Consider the following 14,045-nt stretch of genomic DNA (forward strand, 5'->3'; position numbering starts at 1 on the left):
TCGCTACTCTGCCCCCGCGAAACATATTGATCAATCTTGATCCAAGCGATCAATATGTCGGCCATGGCCGCCGACTATCTTTCCGCCCGCGACGCTGCCGCCCGGCTAGGCGTGAGCCTCGCCACGCTGTACGCCTATGTCAGCCGCGGCAAGGTCGATTCTCGGCCGGGTCCGGACGGTCGCAGCCGCGAATATCGCACCAGCGATATCGAGCGCCTGATCGACCTGCGCCGGGCCGGGCGCGGTGCAGCCCAGGGTGCCGCGCACAGCCTCACCTGGGGGCTGCCTGTGCTGGAGACGCAGATCTCGCTGATCCGGCCGGACGGGCACTATTACCGCGGCGAGTCCGCCATCGAACTGGCCCGGCAAGGCGCCAGCCTGGAGGACGTCGCCCGCCTGCTGTGGGAATGCGGCGACCGCGATCCATTCGCTGCACCGCCGCCGCGAACCTGGCCCACGGCCGTACAGGCACTACTGCGCCAGCGCAGCGTGCCGCCGCTGGAACGCACCGCCGCGGCACTGCCGCTGCTCGCGCTCTCCGCACCGCATGCACACAGCACGGATCCGCTACAACGTCGCGAGGGTGCAGCCCGCTTGTTGCGCGAAACGGCCGCGCTGCTCTGCGCGAAGAAACCGGGCCGGCTCCCTATCCATCAACTGCTTGCCGCCAGCTGGCGCTGCCCAGGCACCCATGTCGCGCCCCTGCTGTGCAGTGCCCTGGTGTTGTGTGCGGACCACGAATTGAACGCCTCCGCTTTCGCCACACGTGTGGCGGCCTCGACCGGCGCAAGCCTGCACGCAGCCGCCAGCGCAGGACTTGCGGCGCTATCCGGCCCGCAGCATGGCGGCGCTGCCGCACGCGCCTATGCGCTGATCCGCCAGGCCTTGCGCGAGCGCGATCCTGCCGATGGCGTGCGCGAGCGCTTGCGCCACGGCGACGAGCTGCCGGGCTTCGGCCATCCGCTGTACCCGGACGGCGACCCGCGCGCTGCATTGCTGCTGCGCATGCTGGCCGAATCGCGCCCGCGGTTGCCGGGGATGACGCGCGTGCAGCGACTGGTCGACGCAGCTGCCGCAAGCTGCGGCCGCGCCCCTAGCCTGGATTTCGCGCTGGCCACGATCGCCCTGCTGCATGGCCAGGACGCGGATGCCGCGCTGCTGCTGTTCGCCGCCGGCCGCATGGTGGGTTGGCTGGCGCATGCGCTGGAACAGCAGGAAGTCGGTGGGCTGATCCGCCCGCGCGCGAACTACGCTGGCGCCATGCCGGCGCGCCAGCGTTGAAGGCTACCGCCTCATACCACCCGCGCTGATACGCACTTCGCCCGGCGCCCTGATCTCCATCGACGGCGCTTGCTGCGCCGGCTCCCCGATCTTGGCCGACGCGGCGGCTACATAGGCGCCGTCAATTCATCCAATCTCAACAATCAATTGGAACAATCGTAAGCAGTCCCTACAATTGAGCCCATCGATTCACCGATCCACCCACCAATGGAGACTGACAAGTGTCTTTGATCAACACCGAAATCAAGCCGTTCAAGGCGCAGGCGTTCAAGGCCGGCAAGTTCATCGAAGTGACCGAGGCCGACCTCAAGGGCAAGTGGTCCGTGGTGTTCTTCTACCCCGCCGACTTCACCTTCGTCTGCCCGACCGAGCTGGAAGACCTGGCTGACCATTACGCCGAGTTCCAGAAGCTGGGCGTGGAAATCTACAGCGTCTCGACCGACACCCACTTCTCGCACAAGGCGTGGCACGACACCTCCGATGCGGTGAAGAAGATCGGCTACACCATGGTGGGCGACCCCACCCACGCGATCAGCCGCAACTTCGAAGTGCTGATCGAGGACGCCGGCCTGGCCGACCGCGGCACCTTCGTGATCGACCCGCAGGGCAAGATCCAGATCGTCGAGATCACTGCCGGCGGCATCGGCCGCGACGCCGGCGAGCTGCTGCGCAAGGTGAAGGCCGCGCAGTACGTCGCCAGCCACCCGGGCGAAGTGTGCCCGGCCAAGTGGAAGGAAGGCGAGAAGACCCTGGCTCCCTCGCTGGACCTGGTCGGCAAGATCTGATCCACGGCAACACCTGCAACACCGGACCCGGGCGCGCCGCGCCCGGGTTCCCCAAGGATGCTTGTGCCAGCGGCCCGTGCCCGGCTTCGCTCCCCCTCCGCAGCCGTCCTCCCCACGGCGCAGGCCGCTGCCACAAGCCTCTCTCCCCTTTCCCATCCCACCGGAGTGGTCACCATGCTTGATGCAGCCATCAAGGCCCAGCTCGCGGGCTACCTGGAAAAACTCACCCAGCCGATCGAACTGGTCGCCACGCTGGACGACAGCGCGAAGTCGCGCGAACTGGACGAGCTGCTGCACGACATCGCCGCGATGAGCGACAAGATCGGTCTGCGCCGCGACGACGGTGAGGCGCGCAAGCCTTCGTTCGCGATCAACCGCGTCGGCACCGACGTCGGCGTGCGCTTCGCCGGCATCCCGCTGGGCCACGAATTCACCTCGCTGGTGTTGGCGCTGCTGCAGGTGGGCGGGCATCCGTCCAAAGCCGCCGCCGAAACCATTGCGCAGGTGCAGAACCTCGAGGGTGAGTTCCACTTCGAGACCTACTTTTCGCTGTCCTGCCAGAACTGCCCGGACGTGGTGCAGGCGCTCAACCTGATGAGCGTGCTGAACCCCAACATCAAGCACGTCGCCATCGACGGCGCGCTGTACCAGGACGAAGTGGAGCGCCGGCAGATCATGTCGGTGCCCACCGTGTACCTCAACGGCGAAGTCTTCGACCAGGGCCGCATGAGCCTGGAACAGATCGTGGCCAAGCTGGACACCAGCGCCGCCGCACGCGCCGCCGAAACGATCAAGACCAAGGATGCCTTCGACGTGCTGGTGGTCGGCGGCGGCCCGGCCGGCGCCGCGGCGGCGATCTATGCCGCGCGCAAAGGCATCCGCACCGGCGTGGCGGCCGAGCGCTTCGGCGGCCAGGTGCTGGACACCATGGCGATCGAGAACTTCATCTCGGTCGATTACACCGAAGGCCCCAGGCTGGGTGCCGCGCTGGAGCAGCACGTCCGCAACTACGACGTGGACATCATGAACCTGCAGCGCGCCACGAAGCTGGTGCCCGCCAGCGAATCCGCCGACGGCCTGGTCGAGGTGCAACTGGAGAACGGCGCCAGCCTGAAGGCGAAGTCCGTGGTGCTTTCCACCGGCGCGCGCTGGCGACAGATGGGCGTGCCCGGCGAGAACGACTACCGCAACAAGGGCGTGGCCTACTGCCCGCACTGCGACGGCCCGCTGTTCAAGGGCAAGCGCGTGGCGGTGATCGGCGGCGGCAACTCCGGCGTCGAGGCAGCCATCGACTTGGCCGGCATCGTCGCCCACGTCACCTTGATCGAGTTCGACGGCAAACTGCGCGCCGACGAGGTGCTGCAGCGCAAGCTGCGCAGCCTGCCCAACGTGGACGTGATCGTCAGTGCGCAAAGCACCGAGGTGCTGGGCGACGGCCAGAAGGTCAACGGCCTGGTCTACAAGGACCGTACCGACGGCACCATGCACAGCCTCACGCTGGAAGGCATCTTCGTGCAGATCGGCCTGCTGCCGAACACCGAGTGGCTGAAGGGCGCGCTGGAGCTGTCCCCGCGCGGCGAGATCGTGATCGACGCCCGCGGCCAGACCTCGCTGCCCGGCGTGTTCGCCGCCGGCGACGCCACCACGGTGCCGTACAAGCAGATCGTGATCGCAATGGGCGCCGGCTCCACCGCAGCGCTGGGTGCATTCGACCATCTGATCCGCACCTCGGCGCCGGCGGCCGAGACAGTCACGGCTTGAGGCTTGCTACAAGGCGGGCGGTGCCCATCTTGCGCAAATGCCCTTCGACTTCGGCCCTGCGGGCCTACGCTCAGGGCGAACGGATGGAAATCACCTCATCCGTTCGCCCTGAGCGTAGCGAAGCGGAGTCGAAGGGCCATCCTCTCCGCAGCTTCTAGCTCCCCTGATCCGGTCCCCGCTCCAGCGCCTTGCGGATCTCCTCCAGCGCGGCCGGATCATCCAGCGTCGAAAGATCGCCCGGATCGCGCTGCTCGGCCAACGCCTGCAGCGAACGGCGCAGCAACTTGCCCGAGCGCGTCTTGGGCAGCGCATTGACCACGTACACCCGCGCCGGCTTCGCCACGCTGCCGAGCTGATCCACCACGCACTGCTGCATGCCGCGCGCCACCTCGGCGGCGCCCGCGCCGGCATCCTGTTTCAGCGTGGCGAACACCACCGGCACCTGCCCTTTCAGTTCGTCGCGCACGCCGATCACCGCCGCCTCGGCCACCGCCGGGTGGCCGGCCACGGATTCCTCGATCTCGCGCGTGCCCAGGCGATGCCCGGCCACGTTGATCACGTCGTCGGTGCGGCCGAGGATGAAGGTGTAGCCGTCGGCGTCGCGGATCGCCCAGTCCAGCGAGCTGTACAGCAGCTCGTGGAAATGGCTGAAGTAGCTGCGCACGTAACGGTCGTCGTCGCGCCAGATGGTGCTGAGGCAGCCCGGCGGCAATGGCGGTTCCAGTACCAGTACGCCCTTGGCGCCGGCAGGCACTGCCTTGCCGCTGTTCTCGTCGATCACCTTCATCCGGTAGCCCGGCGCAGGCAGGCCGGGCGATCCGATCTTTGCCGGCTTCAGGTCTAGTCCGGGCATCAAGGTGATCGCGGGCCAGCCGGTCTCGGTCTGCCAGTAGTTGTCGATCACCGGCACGCCCAGTTCGGCGTTGATCCATTGCGAGGTGGGCTCGTCCAGCGGCTCGCCGGCGAGGAACAACCACTTCAGCTTCGACAAGTCGTGTTTGTGCAGCCATGCCGCGTCCTGCTTCTTCAGCACGCGGATCGCGGTGGGCGAGGAAAACATGGTGCGCACGCCGTAGCGCTCGCAGAGCTGCCACCACACGTCCGGATCGGGCCGCGTGGGCAAGCCTTCGTACAGCAGCGAGGTGGCACCGCCGATCAGCGGGCCGTAGACGTTATAGGAATGCCCCACCGCCCAGCCCACGTCGGAAGTGGAGAACATCACCTGCCCCGGCGCGACGTCGAAGATGCAGCGGATCGACATCGCCATCGCCACCGCGTAGCCGCCGGTGTCGCGCTGCACGCCCTTGGGCTTGCCAGTGGTGCCGGAGGTATAGAGCAGGTAGCTGGGTTCGTTCGATTCCAGCCATGCCACCGGCACTTCGGTGCCATCGTGCTTCGCCCGCAGTTCGGCGTAATCCACGTCGCGGCCCGGCACGCGGTCCATCTGCGGATCCAGCCCGCGGTCGACCACCAGCACCTTGGCCGGCGGCGCGGAGGCTTCGTTCAGGGCCGCGTCCACCAGCGGCTTGTACGGAATCACCTTGCCCGAGCGCATGCCCGCGTCGGCGCAGATCAACAACTTCGGCTGCGCATCGTCGATGCGCAATGCCAGGTTGTGCGCCGCGAAGCCACCGAACACCACCGAGTGGATCGCGCCGATGCGCGTGCAGGCCAGCATCGCGAACACCGCCTCGGCGATGTTCGGCAGATAGATCACCACGCGGTCGCCCTTGCCCACGCCCAGCGACTGCATCGCCGCGGCGAACGTATTCACCTCGCGATGCAGTTCGCGGTAACTGAACTCACGGGTGATGCCGGTTTCGCTGGACACCACCACCAGCGCCCGCTGCTCCGCGCGCTCGGCGAGGTGGCGATCCAGCGCGTTGTGGCAGAGATTGGTGGTGCCACCCACGAACCAGCGGCGGAACGGCGGCTTCGACTGGTCGAGTATCTGCCGCGGCGGCGTTTCCCAGTGGATGCGCCGCGCCTGTTCGGCCCAGAACAGCTCAGGATGCTCGACCGACTGACGGTAGAACGATTCGTAGTCCATGCCCAGCTCCCGTACCGACACGGATCAAGCCTAACCCCGGCGCCGCCACATCAGCATCGCGACGATGGTCGCACGCGGCAACGAAAAAGGGCGGCCGAAGCCGCCCTTTTCTTTCGCGCACGTGCGTTTGCTTACTTGGCGAACAGATGCTCGACGCCCGCGCGCTCCTCGCGCAGTTCCTTGTTGGTGGCGTCGATGCGTGCCTGCGAGAAGGTGTTGATTTCCAGGCCCTGCACGATGGCATACTTGCCGTCCTTCACCGTCACCGGGTAGCCGAAGATCACGCCCGGCTCGATGCCGTAGGAGCCGTCGGACGGGATGCCCATCGACGCCCAGTCACCCTCGGCCGTGCCCTGCGCCCAGGTGCGCATGTGGTCGATCGCGGCGGAGGCGGCCGAAGCGGCGGACGAAGCGCCGCGCGCCTTGATGATGGCCGCGCCGCGCTGCTGCACGGTGGGGATGAAGTCGCTTTCGTACCAGGCCTGGTCGACCAGGCTCAGCGCCGGCTTGCCGTCCACGGTGGCGTGGTGCAGGTCGGGGTACTGGGTGGAGCTGTGGTTGCCCCAGATGGTCATCTTCTTGACGTCGGTGTTGTGCTTGCCGGTCTTCTCGGCCAGCTGGCTCATCGCGCGGTTGTGGTCCAGGCGCACCATCGCGGTGAAGCACTTCGGATCCAGGCTCGGCGCGTTCTGCTGGGCGATCAACGCATTGGTGTTGGCCGGGTTGCCCACCACCAGCACCTTCACGTCGCGCTTGGCGTGGTCGTTCAGCGCCTTGCCCTGCGGGGCGAAGATCGCGCCGTTGGCTTCCAGCAGGTCCTTGCGCTCCATGCCCGGGCCGCGCGGACGCGCGCCGACCAGCAGGGCATAGTCCACGTCCTTGAAGGCCACGTTGACGTCGTCGGTGGCGACGACGCCGGCCAGGGTCGGGAACGCGCAGTCGTTGAGCTCCATCACCACGCCCTGCAACGCAGGCAGCGCCGGGGTGATTTCCAGCAGGTGCAGGATCACCGGCTGGTCCGGACCCAGCATGTCGCCGGCGGCAATGCGGAACAGCAGGGCGTAGCCGATCTGGCCAGCGGCACCGGTAACGGCAACTCGAACGGGGGCTTTCATCGTTGGATCTCCGGGATGGGTCGTGCGGGATTCGTAAAACGTGCCACGCCTCAAGCGAGTTCGGCGAAGAACTCTTGGATGCGTTGCAGGCCGGGCTGCAATTGCGCCGGCGGACAGGTGTAGGAAATGCGCAGGGCGCGCGGCTCGCCGAACGCCGAGCCAGGCACGCAGGCCACGCCCTTGGCTTCCAGCAGCGCGGCACAGAATTCCACGTCGTTGGAAATCTTCGTGCCGTTGTGGCTCTTGCCGAACGCCACCGAGATATCCGGGAACGCGTAGAACGCGCCCTGCGGCCGCGGGCAGGTCACGCCGGGAATCGCGTTGAGCGCGGCGACGACTGTGTCGCGCCGCGCCGCGAACTCGACGCACTTCGCCTGCGGGATGTCCTGCGGGCCGGACAGCGCGGCCACCGCGGCGGCGGTGATCACTTCCGGCACGCTGGTGATGTGGTTGGAGTTGAGCGTGGTGACCGCCTTGGCCACCGACTCCGGCCCGGCCAGCAAGCCCACGCGCCAGCCCGGCATGCCGTAGGTCTTGGATACCGAGTCGACGAAGATCAGCCGGTCCTTCAGCTCCGGCTTCGCGAACACGAAGTTGTGGTAGCCGATGCCGTCGAACACCATCGAGTTGTAGATGTCGTCGGTGATGATCCAAGTGTCCGGGTGCTTCGCCAGCACCTCGGCCAGCGCGGCGATTTCTTCGCGCGTGTAGACCATGCCGGTCGGGTTGGACGGGTTGTTGAACAGGAACACCTTGGGCTTGCGCGCCAGCGCCGCGTCGAGCTGCGACGGCGTGAGCTTGTAGTTCTGCGCAGGTCCGCAAGGCAGCACGTTGGCCTTGGCGCCCACGATGTCGGCGATGTCGTGGTAGGTGGTCCAGTACGGCGCGGCGAAGGCGATCTCGTCACCCTCGTCCAGCAAGGCCTCGGCCAGGTTGTACAACACCTGCTTGGCGCCGATGCCCACCGACAGGTTGGCGTGACCGTAGCCGTGGAAACCCAGCGCCTCGATGTGCTTCAGGAAGGCGTCCAGCAGCGCGTCCGCACCGCGGTTGCTGCCGTACTGGCCGCTGTCGTGGCTGAGCGCCTCGCGGGCCGCCGCGTACACGTGTTCGCCGGGCAGGAAGTTCGGCACGCCGATGGAAAAACTGATGATGTCGCGGCCGGCGGCCTTGAGCTGCTTCGCCTTGGCGGCGATGAGCATGATCGCGCTGGGCTTGGCGCGGCCGACACGCTGGGCGAGCTGGGGCATGACTTCCTCGGGTTGGTGGGGGACGGAAGCGGCAAACCCGGCGATTTTAGCATGCGGCGTTGCCGCACCCCTGGCTTCCGCAAGAGTTTGCGCCATCACGATCCATGGATGCATATCCGTGCCTGCGGATGGCATGATGCCGCCGCTGCCACGCCCTCACCGGCGCGTGCCGCGACGGGCCGCCGGGATGCGCGGCTCGCGCACTATCCAGGGGACTTCATCAACCACGCATGAGGACACACGGATATGCATTGGCTCTGGGTCATCATCATCGGCTTCATCGTCGGCGTCATCGCCAAGTTCATCCGCGGCGGCAAGGATTCAGTCGGCTTCATCGTCACCATCATCATCGGCATCGTGGGCTCAATCCTCGCCACCTGGGTGGGCGAGCATCTCGGCTGGTGGCCCGCCACCGGATTCGTGCATTTCATCGCATCGGTCGTGGGCGCGATCATCCTGCTCGCGGTCTACCACGTACTGTTCAAGCCCAGCGCCTCATAAGCGGGACGCGGCCGTGCGGACGGGCAATGCCCGCCCGCACGGCTACGCCGGGATCGCCGTCCTGCCTTCAGCCGAACAGCTTGCCGGCCAGCCCCGCCAGCGAACCGAGATCGAAACCGCCGCCCTGCCCCTGCGCCGGCACCTGGCCGTCGGGGGTGAGATGGTCGACCACATGCGGCAACACCTGCGCCAGCGCACCGGACAGCTGCCCCTGGTCCATGCCCAGCTTGCTCGCCGCCTCTTGCAGCACCGAGCCCAACCCACCGTTCTGCAACGCCTGGTTGAGCTGGTCGCCCGACACGGCCTGGTTGGCGCCACTGCCCACCCACGACTGCACGGCTTCGCCGAGACCGCCCTGGTGCAGCATGCCCGCCAGGCCCTGCACGCCACCGGCTTGCTGGATCAACTGACCGGCCACCGACACCAGATCCGAACCGCCGGCCTGACCGCCGCCGCCCAGCAAACTACCGAGTAATGACATGGCTGCTCTCCTTGGGATAAGGGAAGCCGCGCGCCGATACCGCGCGCAGCCCGTCGATTCTAGGGATTGCACCCTGTCACTGCCGTGACTGGCGCGTGAAAAAGCCACCGCCCGGGGACGGTGGCTTGCGGGGATGGTGCCGGTCGTCGATCAGCCGCGCTGGTCGAGCACGCCGTTCCACTCCTTGACGCGATCGGCCTTGACCGCCAGCAGCGCGTCCACGTCGCCGTCGAGGGTGACCTTCTCGATCACGTCGCCCTGGCGGATCGCGTCGACCACCTGCTGGTCGTCCGCATCCACCACCTCGCCGAACACGCTGTGCTTGCCGTCCAGCCACGGCGTGGCGCCGTGCGTGATGAAGAACTGGCTGCCGTTGGTGCGCGGGCCGGCGTTCGCCATCGACAGCACGCCCGGCTTGTCGTGGCGCAGCGAGGCGTGGAACTCGTCCTCGAACTTGTAGCCCGGGCCGCCGCGGCCGCTGCCTTCCGGGCAACCGCCCTGGACCATGAAGTCGGCGATCACGCGATGGAACGACAGGCCGTCGTAATAGCCGCGCTTGGCCAGGTTCACGAAGTTCGCCACGGTCAGCGGCGCCTTGTCGTCGTGCATGCGCAGGCGGATCGGGCCGCGGTTGGTGTGGAGGGTGACTTGGATGGCCATGGGCATTCCTCGGCGTTGGACGGGGTCGATACGCCGCGGACACGGCGCGTGGGTCGCCAAGGATAGCGCAGCGCGTCGGGCCGATCGAAAAAGCGCAGGCAAACCGTCATCCAAGCGCGTATAATCGACCGATTCGCCTTCCAGAAACCTGCGCGACGATCCCCGCATCGCCCGAGCCCGACCTATGTCCATCGAAAACTTGCGCAATATCGCCATCGTCGCCCACGTCGACCACGGCAAGACCACCCTCGTCGATCAGCTGCTGAAGCAGTCCGGCACGCTCAACGAGCGCACCGTGCTGGCCGAACGCGTGATGGACTCGAACGACCAGGAAAAGGAGCGTGGCATCACGATCCTGGCCAAGAACACGGCCATCACCTGGACCGACAAGAAGACCGGCACCAAGAACCGCATCAACATCGTCGACACCCCCGGACACGCCGACTTCGGCGGCGAGGTGGAGCGCGTGCTGTCGATGGTCGACACCGTGCTGATCCTGGTCGACGCGATGGACGGCCCGATGCCGCAGACCCGCTTCGTGACCCAGAAGGCCTTCGCCATGGGCTTCAAGCCCATCGTCGTGGTCAATAAGGTCGACCGCCCCGGCGCTCGTCCGGAGTGGGTGGTCGAGCAGGTGTGGGACCTGTTCGAGAAGCTCGGCGCCACCGACGAGCAGATGGAATTCCCGATCGTCTACGCCTCGGCACTGAACGGTTACGCCTCGCTGGACGAGAACGCCCGCGAAGGCGACATGACCCCGTTGTACGAAGCGATCATGCAGCACGCGCCGAAGCCGGACGTCGACCCGGAAGGCCCCTTCCAGATGCGCATCAGCCAGCTGGACCACAACAACTTCGTCGGCGTCATCGGCATCGGCCGCATCCAGCGCGGCACCCTGAAGAAGGGCATGCCGGTCGCCGTGATCGACCGCCACGGCAAGAAGCGCCAGGGCAAGATCGGCCAGGTGCTCGGCTTCCTCGGCCTGGAGCGCATCGAGCAGGATTCCGCCGAAGCCGGCGACATCGTCGCCATCTCGGGCATCCCCGAGCTGACCATTTCCGACACCGTCACCTCGATCGACGTGCCGGAAGCGCTGCCGGCGCTGAGCGTCGACGAGCCGATGATCAGCATGACCTTCCAGGTCAACAACTCGCCGTTCGTCGGCAACAAGGACCTGTCCGGCGGCAAGTTCCTGACCAGCCGCCAGCTGCGCGAGCGCCTCGACCGCGAGAAGGTGCACAACGTGGCGCTGCGCGTGGAAGACGGCTCCGATGCCGACAAGTTCCTGGTCTCGGGCCGTGGCGAACTGCACCTGTCGGTACTGATCGAGAACATGCGTCGCGAAGGCTACGAGCTGGCCGTGTCGCGTCCGGAAGTGATCATCAAGGAAATCGACGGCCAGAAGATGGAGCCGATCGAGCAGCTGGTGGTCGACATCGAAGAGCAGCACCAGGGTGGCGTGATGGAGCGCCTCGGCATCCGCAAGGGTGAGCTGAAGAACATGGTGTCGGACGGCAAGGGCCGCGTGCGCCTCGAGTACCTGATCCCGGCGCGTGGCCTGATCGGCTTCCAGAACCAGTTCAAGACCCTTACCCAGGGTTCTGGCCTGCTGTTCCACGTGTTCGACCACTACGGTCCGTACACGCCGGTGGCGATCGCCAAGCGCCTCAACGGCGTGATGATCGCCAACGCCGGCGGCACCACGCCTGCCTACTCGCTGGGGCCGCTGCAGGAACGCGGCAAGCTGTTCGCCGCCGAGGGCGACAACGTGTACGAAGGCCAGCTGGTCGGCATCCACGCCAAGGACAACGACCTCACCGTCAACGCGATCAAGCCCAAGCCGCTGACCAACATGCGCGCTTCCGGCAAGGACGATGCGATCCAGCTGACCCCGGCGACCAAGTTCTCGCTGGAGCAGGCGCTGGACTTCATCGACGACGACGAGCTGGTCGAAGTCACGCCGAAGGAAATCCGCATGCGCAAGAAGCACCTCACCGAGAACGACCGCAAGCGGGCGTCGCGCGGCTGAGCAAGCTGCCCGATGCACCGAAACCAAAGGCCGCCGCGAGGCGGCCTTTGGTTTTTCTGCACACGACTTGCGCCCTTGATTATTTGTATATACATTAAATCAAGTGGATGTCAGCTATGACCCAGCCAAGAGCGAACGGAACATCGCCGAACGTGGCCTGTCGTACGAGCGGGCGGTGGAGTTCGCAACGGGCAGCGCTGTTCATCGAAGACACCCGTCAGGACTACGGCGAAGTGCGCTGGCAGGCGCTGGGTCTTCTGGATGGCCGGCTGCACATGCTGGTATTCGCGGAAACCGCAACCGGCATCCGGGCCATCAGTTTTCGCAAGGCGAACAAGCGTGAGGTAAAGCGGTATGAGCAAGCGACCCGACCCTGAAATGACCGATCACGAAAACCCCGAGTGGACGGACGCCGACGTTGCCCGCGCCAAGCCGTTCACCAAGTTGCCGACAACATTGCAAGCCAAACTGCGCGGCCGCCCAAAGGCCGCAGCTCCACGCGTGGCGATCAGCCTGCGCTTACCGCTCGATGTGCTTGATGCGTGGAAGGCCACCGGCGCCGGCTGGCAGACGCGCATGGCCGCCATGCTGGCCAGTCACGCGCCACACACGAAGGCGCGATAACCGCAGTATCGACGGTAGACACCGGGAGCCGAAGGCCGCCGCAAGGCGGCCTTTCGCTTGATAGGAGGTGCTTACGGGCAGCGATGCGGGAGCGTAGGATGCAACGCGCCTTCATCGGAGCCTGCGACCGCGGTTGTGCGCGCAGACGGATCGCCTCGCCCCATTCCCACCCGGAGAACTCGCCATGCAGACCCATATCCTGGGCACGACCATGCCCGTGCTCGAAGTGCAGCTTGATCCCGGCGAAAGTGTTTTCGCCGAAAGCGGCGAGCTGTCCTGGATGAGCGCATCGGTGCAGATGACCACCCACACCCAGATGGGCGGCGGTGGCGGCCTGCTCGGCATGTTCAAGCGTGTGGTCGGCGGCGGCAGCCTGTTCATGACGGACTACCGCGCGGTCCAATCCCCCGGCGTGGTGGCCTTCGCCACCAAGGTGCCCGGCCATATCGTGCCCGTGCCAGTGGCGCCGAACAGCGAATACATGGTGCATCGCCACGGCTTCCTCTGCGCCACGCCGCAAGTCGCCATCGGCGTGGGTTTCCAGCAGTCGCTGGGAGCCGGCATCTTCGGCGGCACCGGCTTCCTGCTGCAGCGGGTCAGCGGCAGCGGCACGGCCTGGCTGGAACTGTCCGGCGAACTCATCCAGAAAGACCTGGCCCCCGGCGAGACGCTGCGTGTGCATCCCGGCCACGTCGGCGCCTTCCAGGCCTCGGTGAGCTTCCAGATCACCACCGTGCCCGGCATCAAGAACGCCATCTTCGGCGGCGACGGCATTTTCCTGGCGTCGCTCACCGGCCCCGGCACGGTGTGGCTGCAGACCCTGCCGATTTCGCGCCTCGCCCACCAGATCGCCGAATACATCCCGCGCGACGGCAACCGGTCGGCGTCCACCGGCATCGGCGCCGGCTTGCTCGGCGGCGTCGTCGGTTCGATGCTGGGTGGCGACAACAACTAACTGTCTGGCCCACTGCGCCGCAAGCGTGCACAGGAAGTGCCGTTCGGCGACCCGCCTGCGCCAGCCGCATTTGTTGAACACGGCAGACGCATTAGTTGCGCAGGTTTTCACTCATGCAGTCTGCGTGGACCACGCCTCGCGTCGGAGCCTCCGAACAGACCATCCTTTTGCATTGACAGCCCATCGCCCCACAACTACAGTGCGCCCGCCTTCAGCCCGGCTGAAGCACCCTTGGCCACTCCCAGCGAGAAATGGACAGTTATCCCAGTCGATGCGCCGGCGACCGCAAGCATTTGCGGACGGCGGCGTTCCACAACCCGGTGAACGCCTGCGACCGCCTGCGGTCGGCCCGCGTCTTCCTCGACTGAGGGATACGGGCCGCCTCTATGCGCCGCGGGCGCATGTACAGAGGCGAGCCCATGTTGCTCCACCGCTTCATCACTCCTGCGCGTCTGCGTCGCCACACGGCCGACCGCGCCTGCACGCGTCGCACGTTCGCGCCTGCCCTTCGTATTGCTGCGCTGACGGATCGGCTGCACGCATCCACCTGTCG

Annotated in this window: 13 protein-coding genes; 8 read left to right on the forward strand and 5 right to left on the reverse strand. The window is 66.5% G+C overall.

Annotated features, from left to right (window positions below; genetic code table 11):
- Positions 1-63 precede the first annotated feature (63 nt).
- The 3 genes from ISP14_RS00070 (at position 64) to ahpF (ending at position 3,827) form a co-directional block, all read left to right on the forward strand.
- The gene (locus ISP14_RS00070) at positions 64-1,281 is read left to right on the forward strand and encodes a citrate synthase family protein (protein WP_404534863.1); all 1,218 of its coding nucleotides are present in this window, start codon (positions 64-66) and stop codon (positions 1,279-1,281) included.
- Between the two features lie 221 nt (positions 1,282-1,502).
- A complete protein-coding gene (ahpC, locus tag ISP14_RS00075; RefSeq protein ID WP_404534865.1) occupies positions 1,503-2,066 on the forward strand; it encodes an alkyl hydroperoxide reductase subunit C in 564 nt (187 codons plus the stop codon).
- 174 nt (positions 2,067-2,240) lie between these two features.
- Positions 2,241-3,827, forward strand: a complete 1,587-nt coding sequence (gene ahpF, locus ISP14_RS00080; RefSeq protein WP_404534868.1) for an alkyl hydroperoxide reductase subunit F — start codon at positions 2,241-2,243, stop codon at positions 3,825-3,827.
- A gap of 154 nt (positions 3,828-3,981) precedes the next feature.
- On the opposite strand, the gene prpE is transcribed toward ahpF, so the two are convergent.
- From prpE to ISP14_RS00095, 3 genes are all read right to left on the reverse strand, one after another.
- The gene (prpE, locus tag ISP14_RS00085) at positions 3,982-5,877 is read right to left on the reverse strand and encodes a propionate--CoA ligase (protein ID WP_404534871.1); all 1,896 of its coding nucleotides are present in this window, start codon (positions 5,875-5,877) and stop codon (positions 3,982-3,984) included.
- Between the two features lie 131 nt (positions 5,878-6,008).
- Entirely contained in the window at positions 6,009-6,992 is a 984-nt protein-coding gene (locus tag ISP14_RS00090) for a malate dehydrogenase (protein ID WP_404534873.1), read from the reverse strand.
- A gap of 50 nt (positions 6,993-7,042) precedes the next feature.
- Positions 7,043-8,242, reverse strand: coding sequence for an aminotransferase class I/II-fold pyridoxal phosphate-dependent enzyme (locus tag ISP14_RS00095; RefSeq protein ID WP_404534876.1), 1,200 nt, complete (start codon positions 8,240-8,242; stop codon positions 7,043-7,045).
- 246 nt (positions 8,243-8,488) lie between these two features.
- On the opposite strand from ISP14_RS00095, the gene ISP14_RS00100 reads away from it, so the two are divergent.
- On the forward strand, positions 8,489-8,743 hold the full coding sequence (locus ISP14_RS00100) for a GlsB/YeaQ/YmgE family stress response membrane protein (RefSeq protein WP_404534878.1): 255 nt from the start codon (positions 8,489-8,491) through the stop codon (positions 8,741-8,743).
- Positions 8,744-8,810: 67 nt separating this feature from the next.
- Here ISP14_RS00100 and ISP14_RS00105 read toward each other — a convergent pair whose 3' ends face one another.
- Entirely contained in the window at positions 8,811-9,224 is a 414-nt protein-coding gene (locus tag ISP14_RS00105) for a YidB family protein (RefSeq protein ID WP_404534880.1), read from the reverse strand.
- A 150-nt stretch (positions 9,225-9,374) separates the two neighbouring features.
- Positions 9,375-9,884 (reverse strand): peptidylprolyl isomerase, encoded by a 510-nt coding sequence (locus ISP14_RS00110; protein ID WP_404534882.1) that lies wholly within the window; start codon positions 9,882-9,884, stop codon positions 9,375-9,377.
- Between the two features lie 184 nt (positions 9,885-10,068).
- On the opposite strand from ISP14_RS00110, the gene typA reads away from it, so the two are divergent.
- The 4 genes from typA (at position 10,069) to ISP14_RS00130 (ending at position 13,492) form a co-directional block, all read left to right on the forward strand.
- On the forward strand, positions 10,069-11,913 hold the full coding sequence (gene typA, locus ISP14_RS00115; protein ID WP_404534885.1) for a translational GTPase TypA: 1,845 nt from the start codon (positions 10,069-10,071) through the stop codon (positions 11,911-11,913).
- A gap of 116 nt (positions 11,914-12,029) precedes the next feature.
- Positions 12,030-12,290, forward strand: coding sequence for a BrnT family toxin (locus ISP14_RS00120; RefSeq protein ID WP_404534887.1), 261 nt, complete (start codon positions 12,030-12,032; stop codon positions 12,288-12,290).
- Entirely contained in the window at positions 12,268-12,537 is a 270-nt protein-coding gene (locus ISP14_RS00125) for a BrnA antitoxin family protein (protein WP_404534889.1), read from the forward strand. Before ISP14_RS00120 ends, ISP14_RS00125 begins: the two co-directional genes overlap by 23 nt.
- A 184-nt stretch (positions 12,538-12,721) precedes the next feature.
- Positions 12,722-13,492, forward strand: coding sequence for a TIGR00266 family protein (locus tag ISP14_RS00130; protein WP_404534891.1), 771 nt, complete (start codon positions 12,722-12,724; stop codon positions 13,490-13,492).
- Positions 13,493-14,045 lie beyond the last annotated feature (553 nt).

Origin of the sequence: Dyella agri, assembly GCF_044904705.1 — a bacterium.
GTDB lineage: Bacteria > Pseudomonadota > Gammaproteobacteria > Xanthomonadales > Rhodanobacteraceae > Rhodanobacter_A > Rhodanobacter_A agri.

Coding starts and splice junctions, on each gene's coding strand:
- ISP14_RS00070 (WP_404534863.1), top strand. CDS start 64: ATGGCCGCCGACTATCTTTCCGCCCGCGACGCTGCCGCCCGGCTAGGC.
- ahpF (WP_404534868.1), top strand. CDS start 2,241: ATGCTTGATGCAGCCATCAAGGCCCAGCTCGCGGGCTACCTGGAAAAA.
- prpE (WP_404534871.1), bottom strand. CDS start 5,877: ATGGACTACGAATCGTTCTACCGTCAGTCGGTCGAGCATCCTGAGCTG.
- ISP14_RS00090 (WP_404534873.1), bottom strand. CDS start 6,992: ATGAAAGCCCCCGTTCGAGTTGCCGTTACCGGTGCCGCTGGCCAGATC.
- ISP14_RS00095 (WP_404534876.1), bottom strand. CDS start 8,242: ATGCCCCAGCTCGCCCAGCGTGTCGGCCGCGCCAAGCCCAGCGCGATC.
- ISP14_RS00100 (WP_404534878.1), top strand. CDS start 8,489: ATGCATTGGCTCTGGGTCATCATCATCGGCTTCATCGTCGGCGTCATC.
- ISP14_RS00105 (WP_404534880.1), bottom strand. CDS start 9,224: ATGTCATTACTCGGTAGTTTGCTGGGCGGCGGCGGTCAGGCCGGCGGT.
- ISP14_RS00110 (WP_404534882.1), bottom strand. CDS start 9,884: ATGGCCATCCAAGTCACCCTCCACACCAACCGCGGCCCGATCCGCCTG.
- typA (WP_404534885.1), top strand. CDS start 10,069: ATGTCCATCGAAAACTTGCGCAATATCGCCATCGTCGCCCACGTCGAC.
- ISP14_RS00120 (WP_404534887.1), top strand. CDS start 12,030: ATGACCCAGCCAAGAGCGAACGGAACATCGCCGAACGTGGCCTGTCGT.
- ISP14_RS00125 (WP_404534889.1), top strand. CDS start 12,268: ATGAGCAAGCGACCCGACCCTGAAATGACCGATCACGAAAACCCCGAG.
- ISP14_RS00130 (WP_404534891.1), top strand. CDS start 12,722: ATGCAGACCCATATCCTGGGCACGACCATGCCCGTGCTCGAAGTGCAG.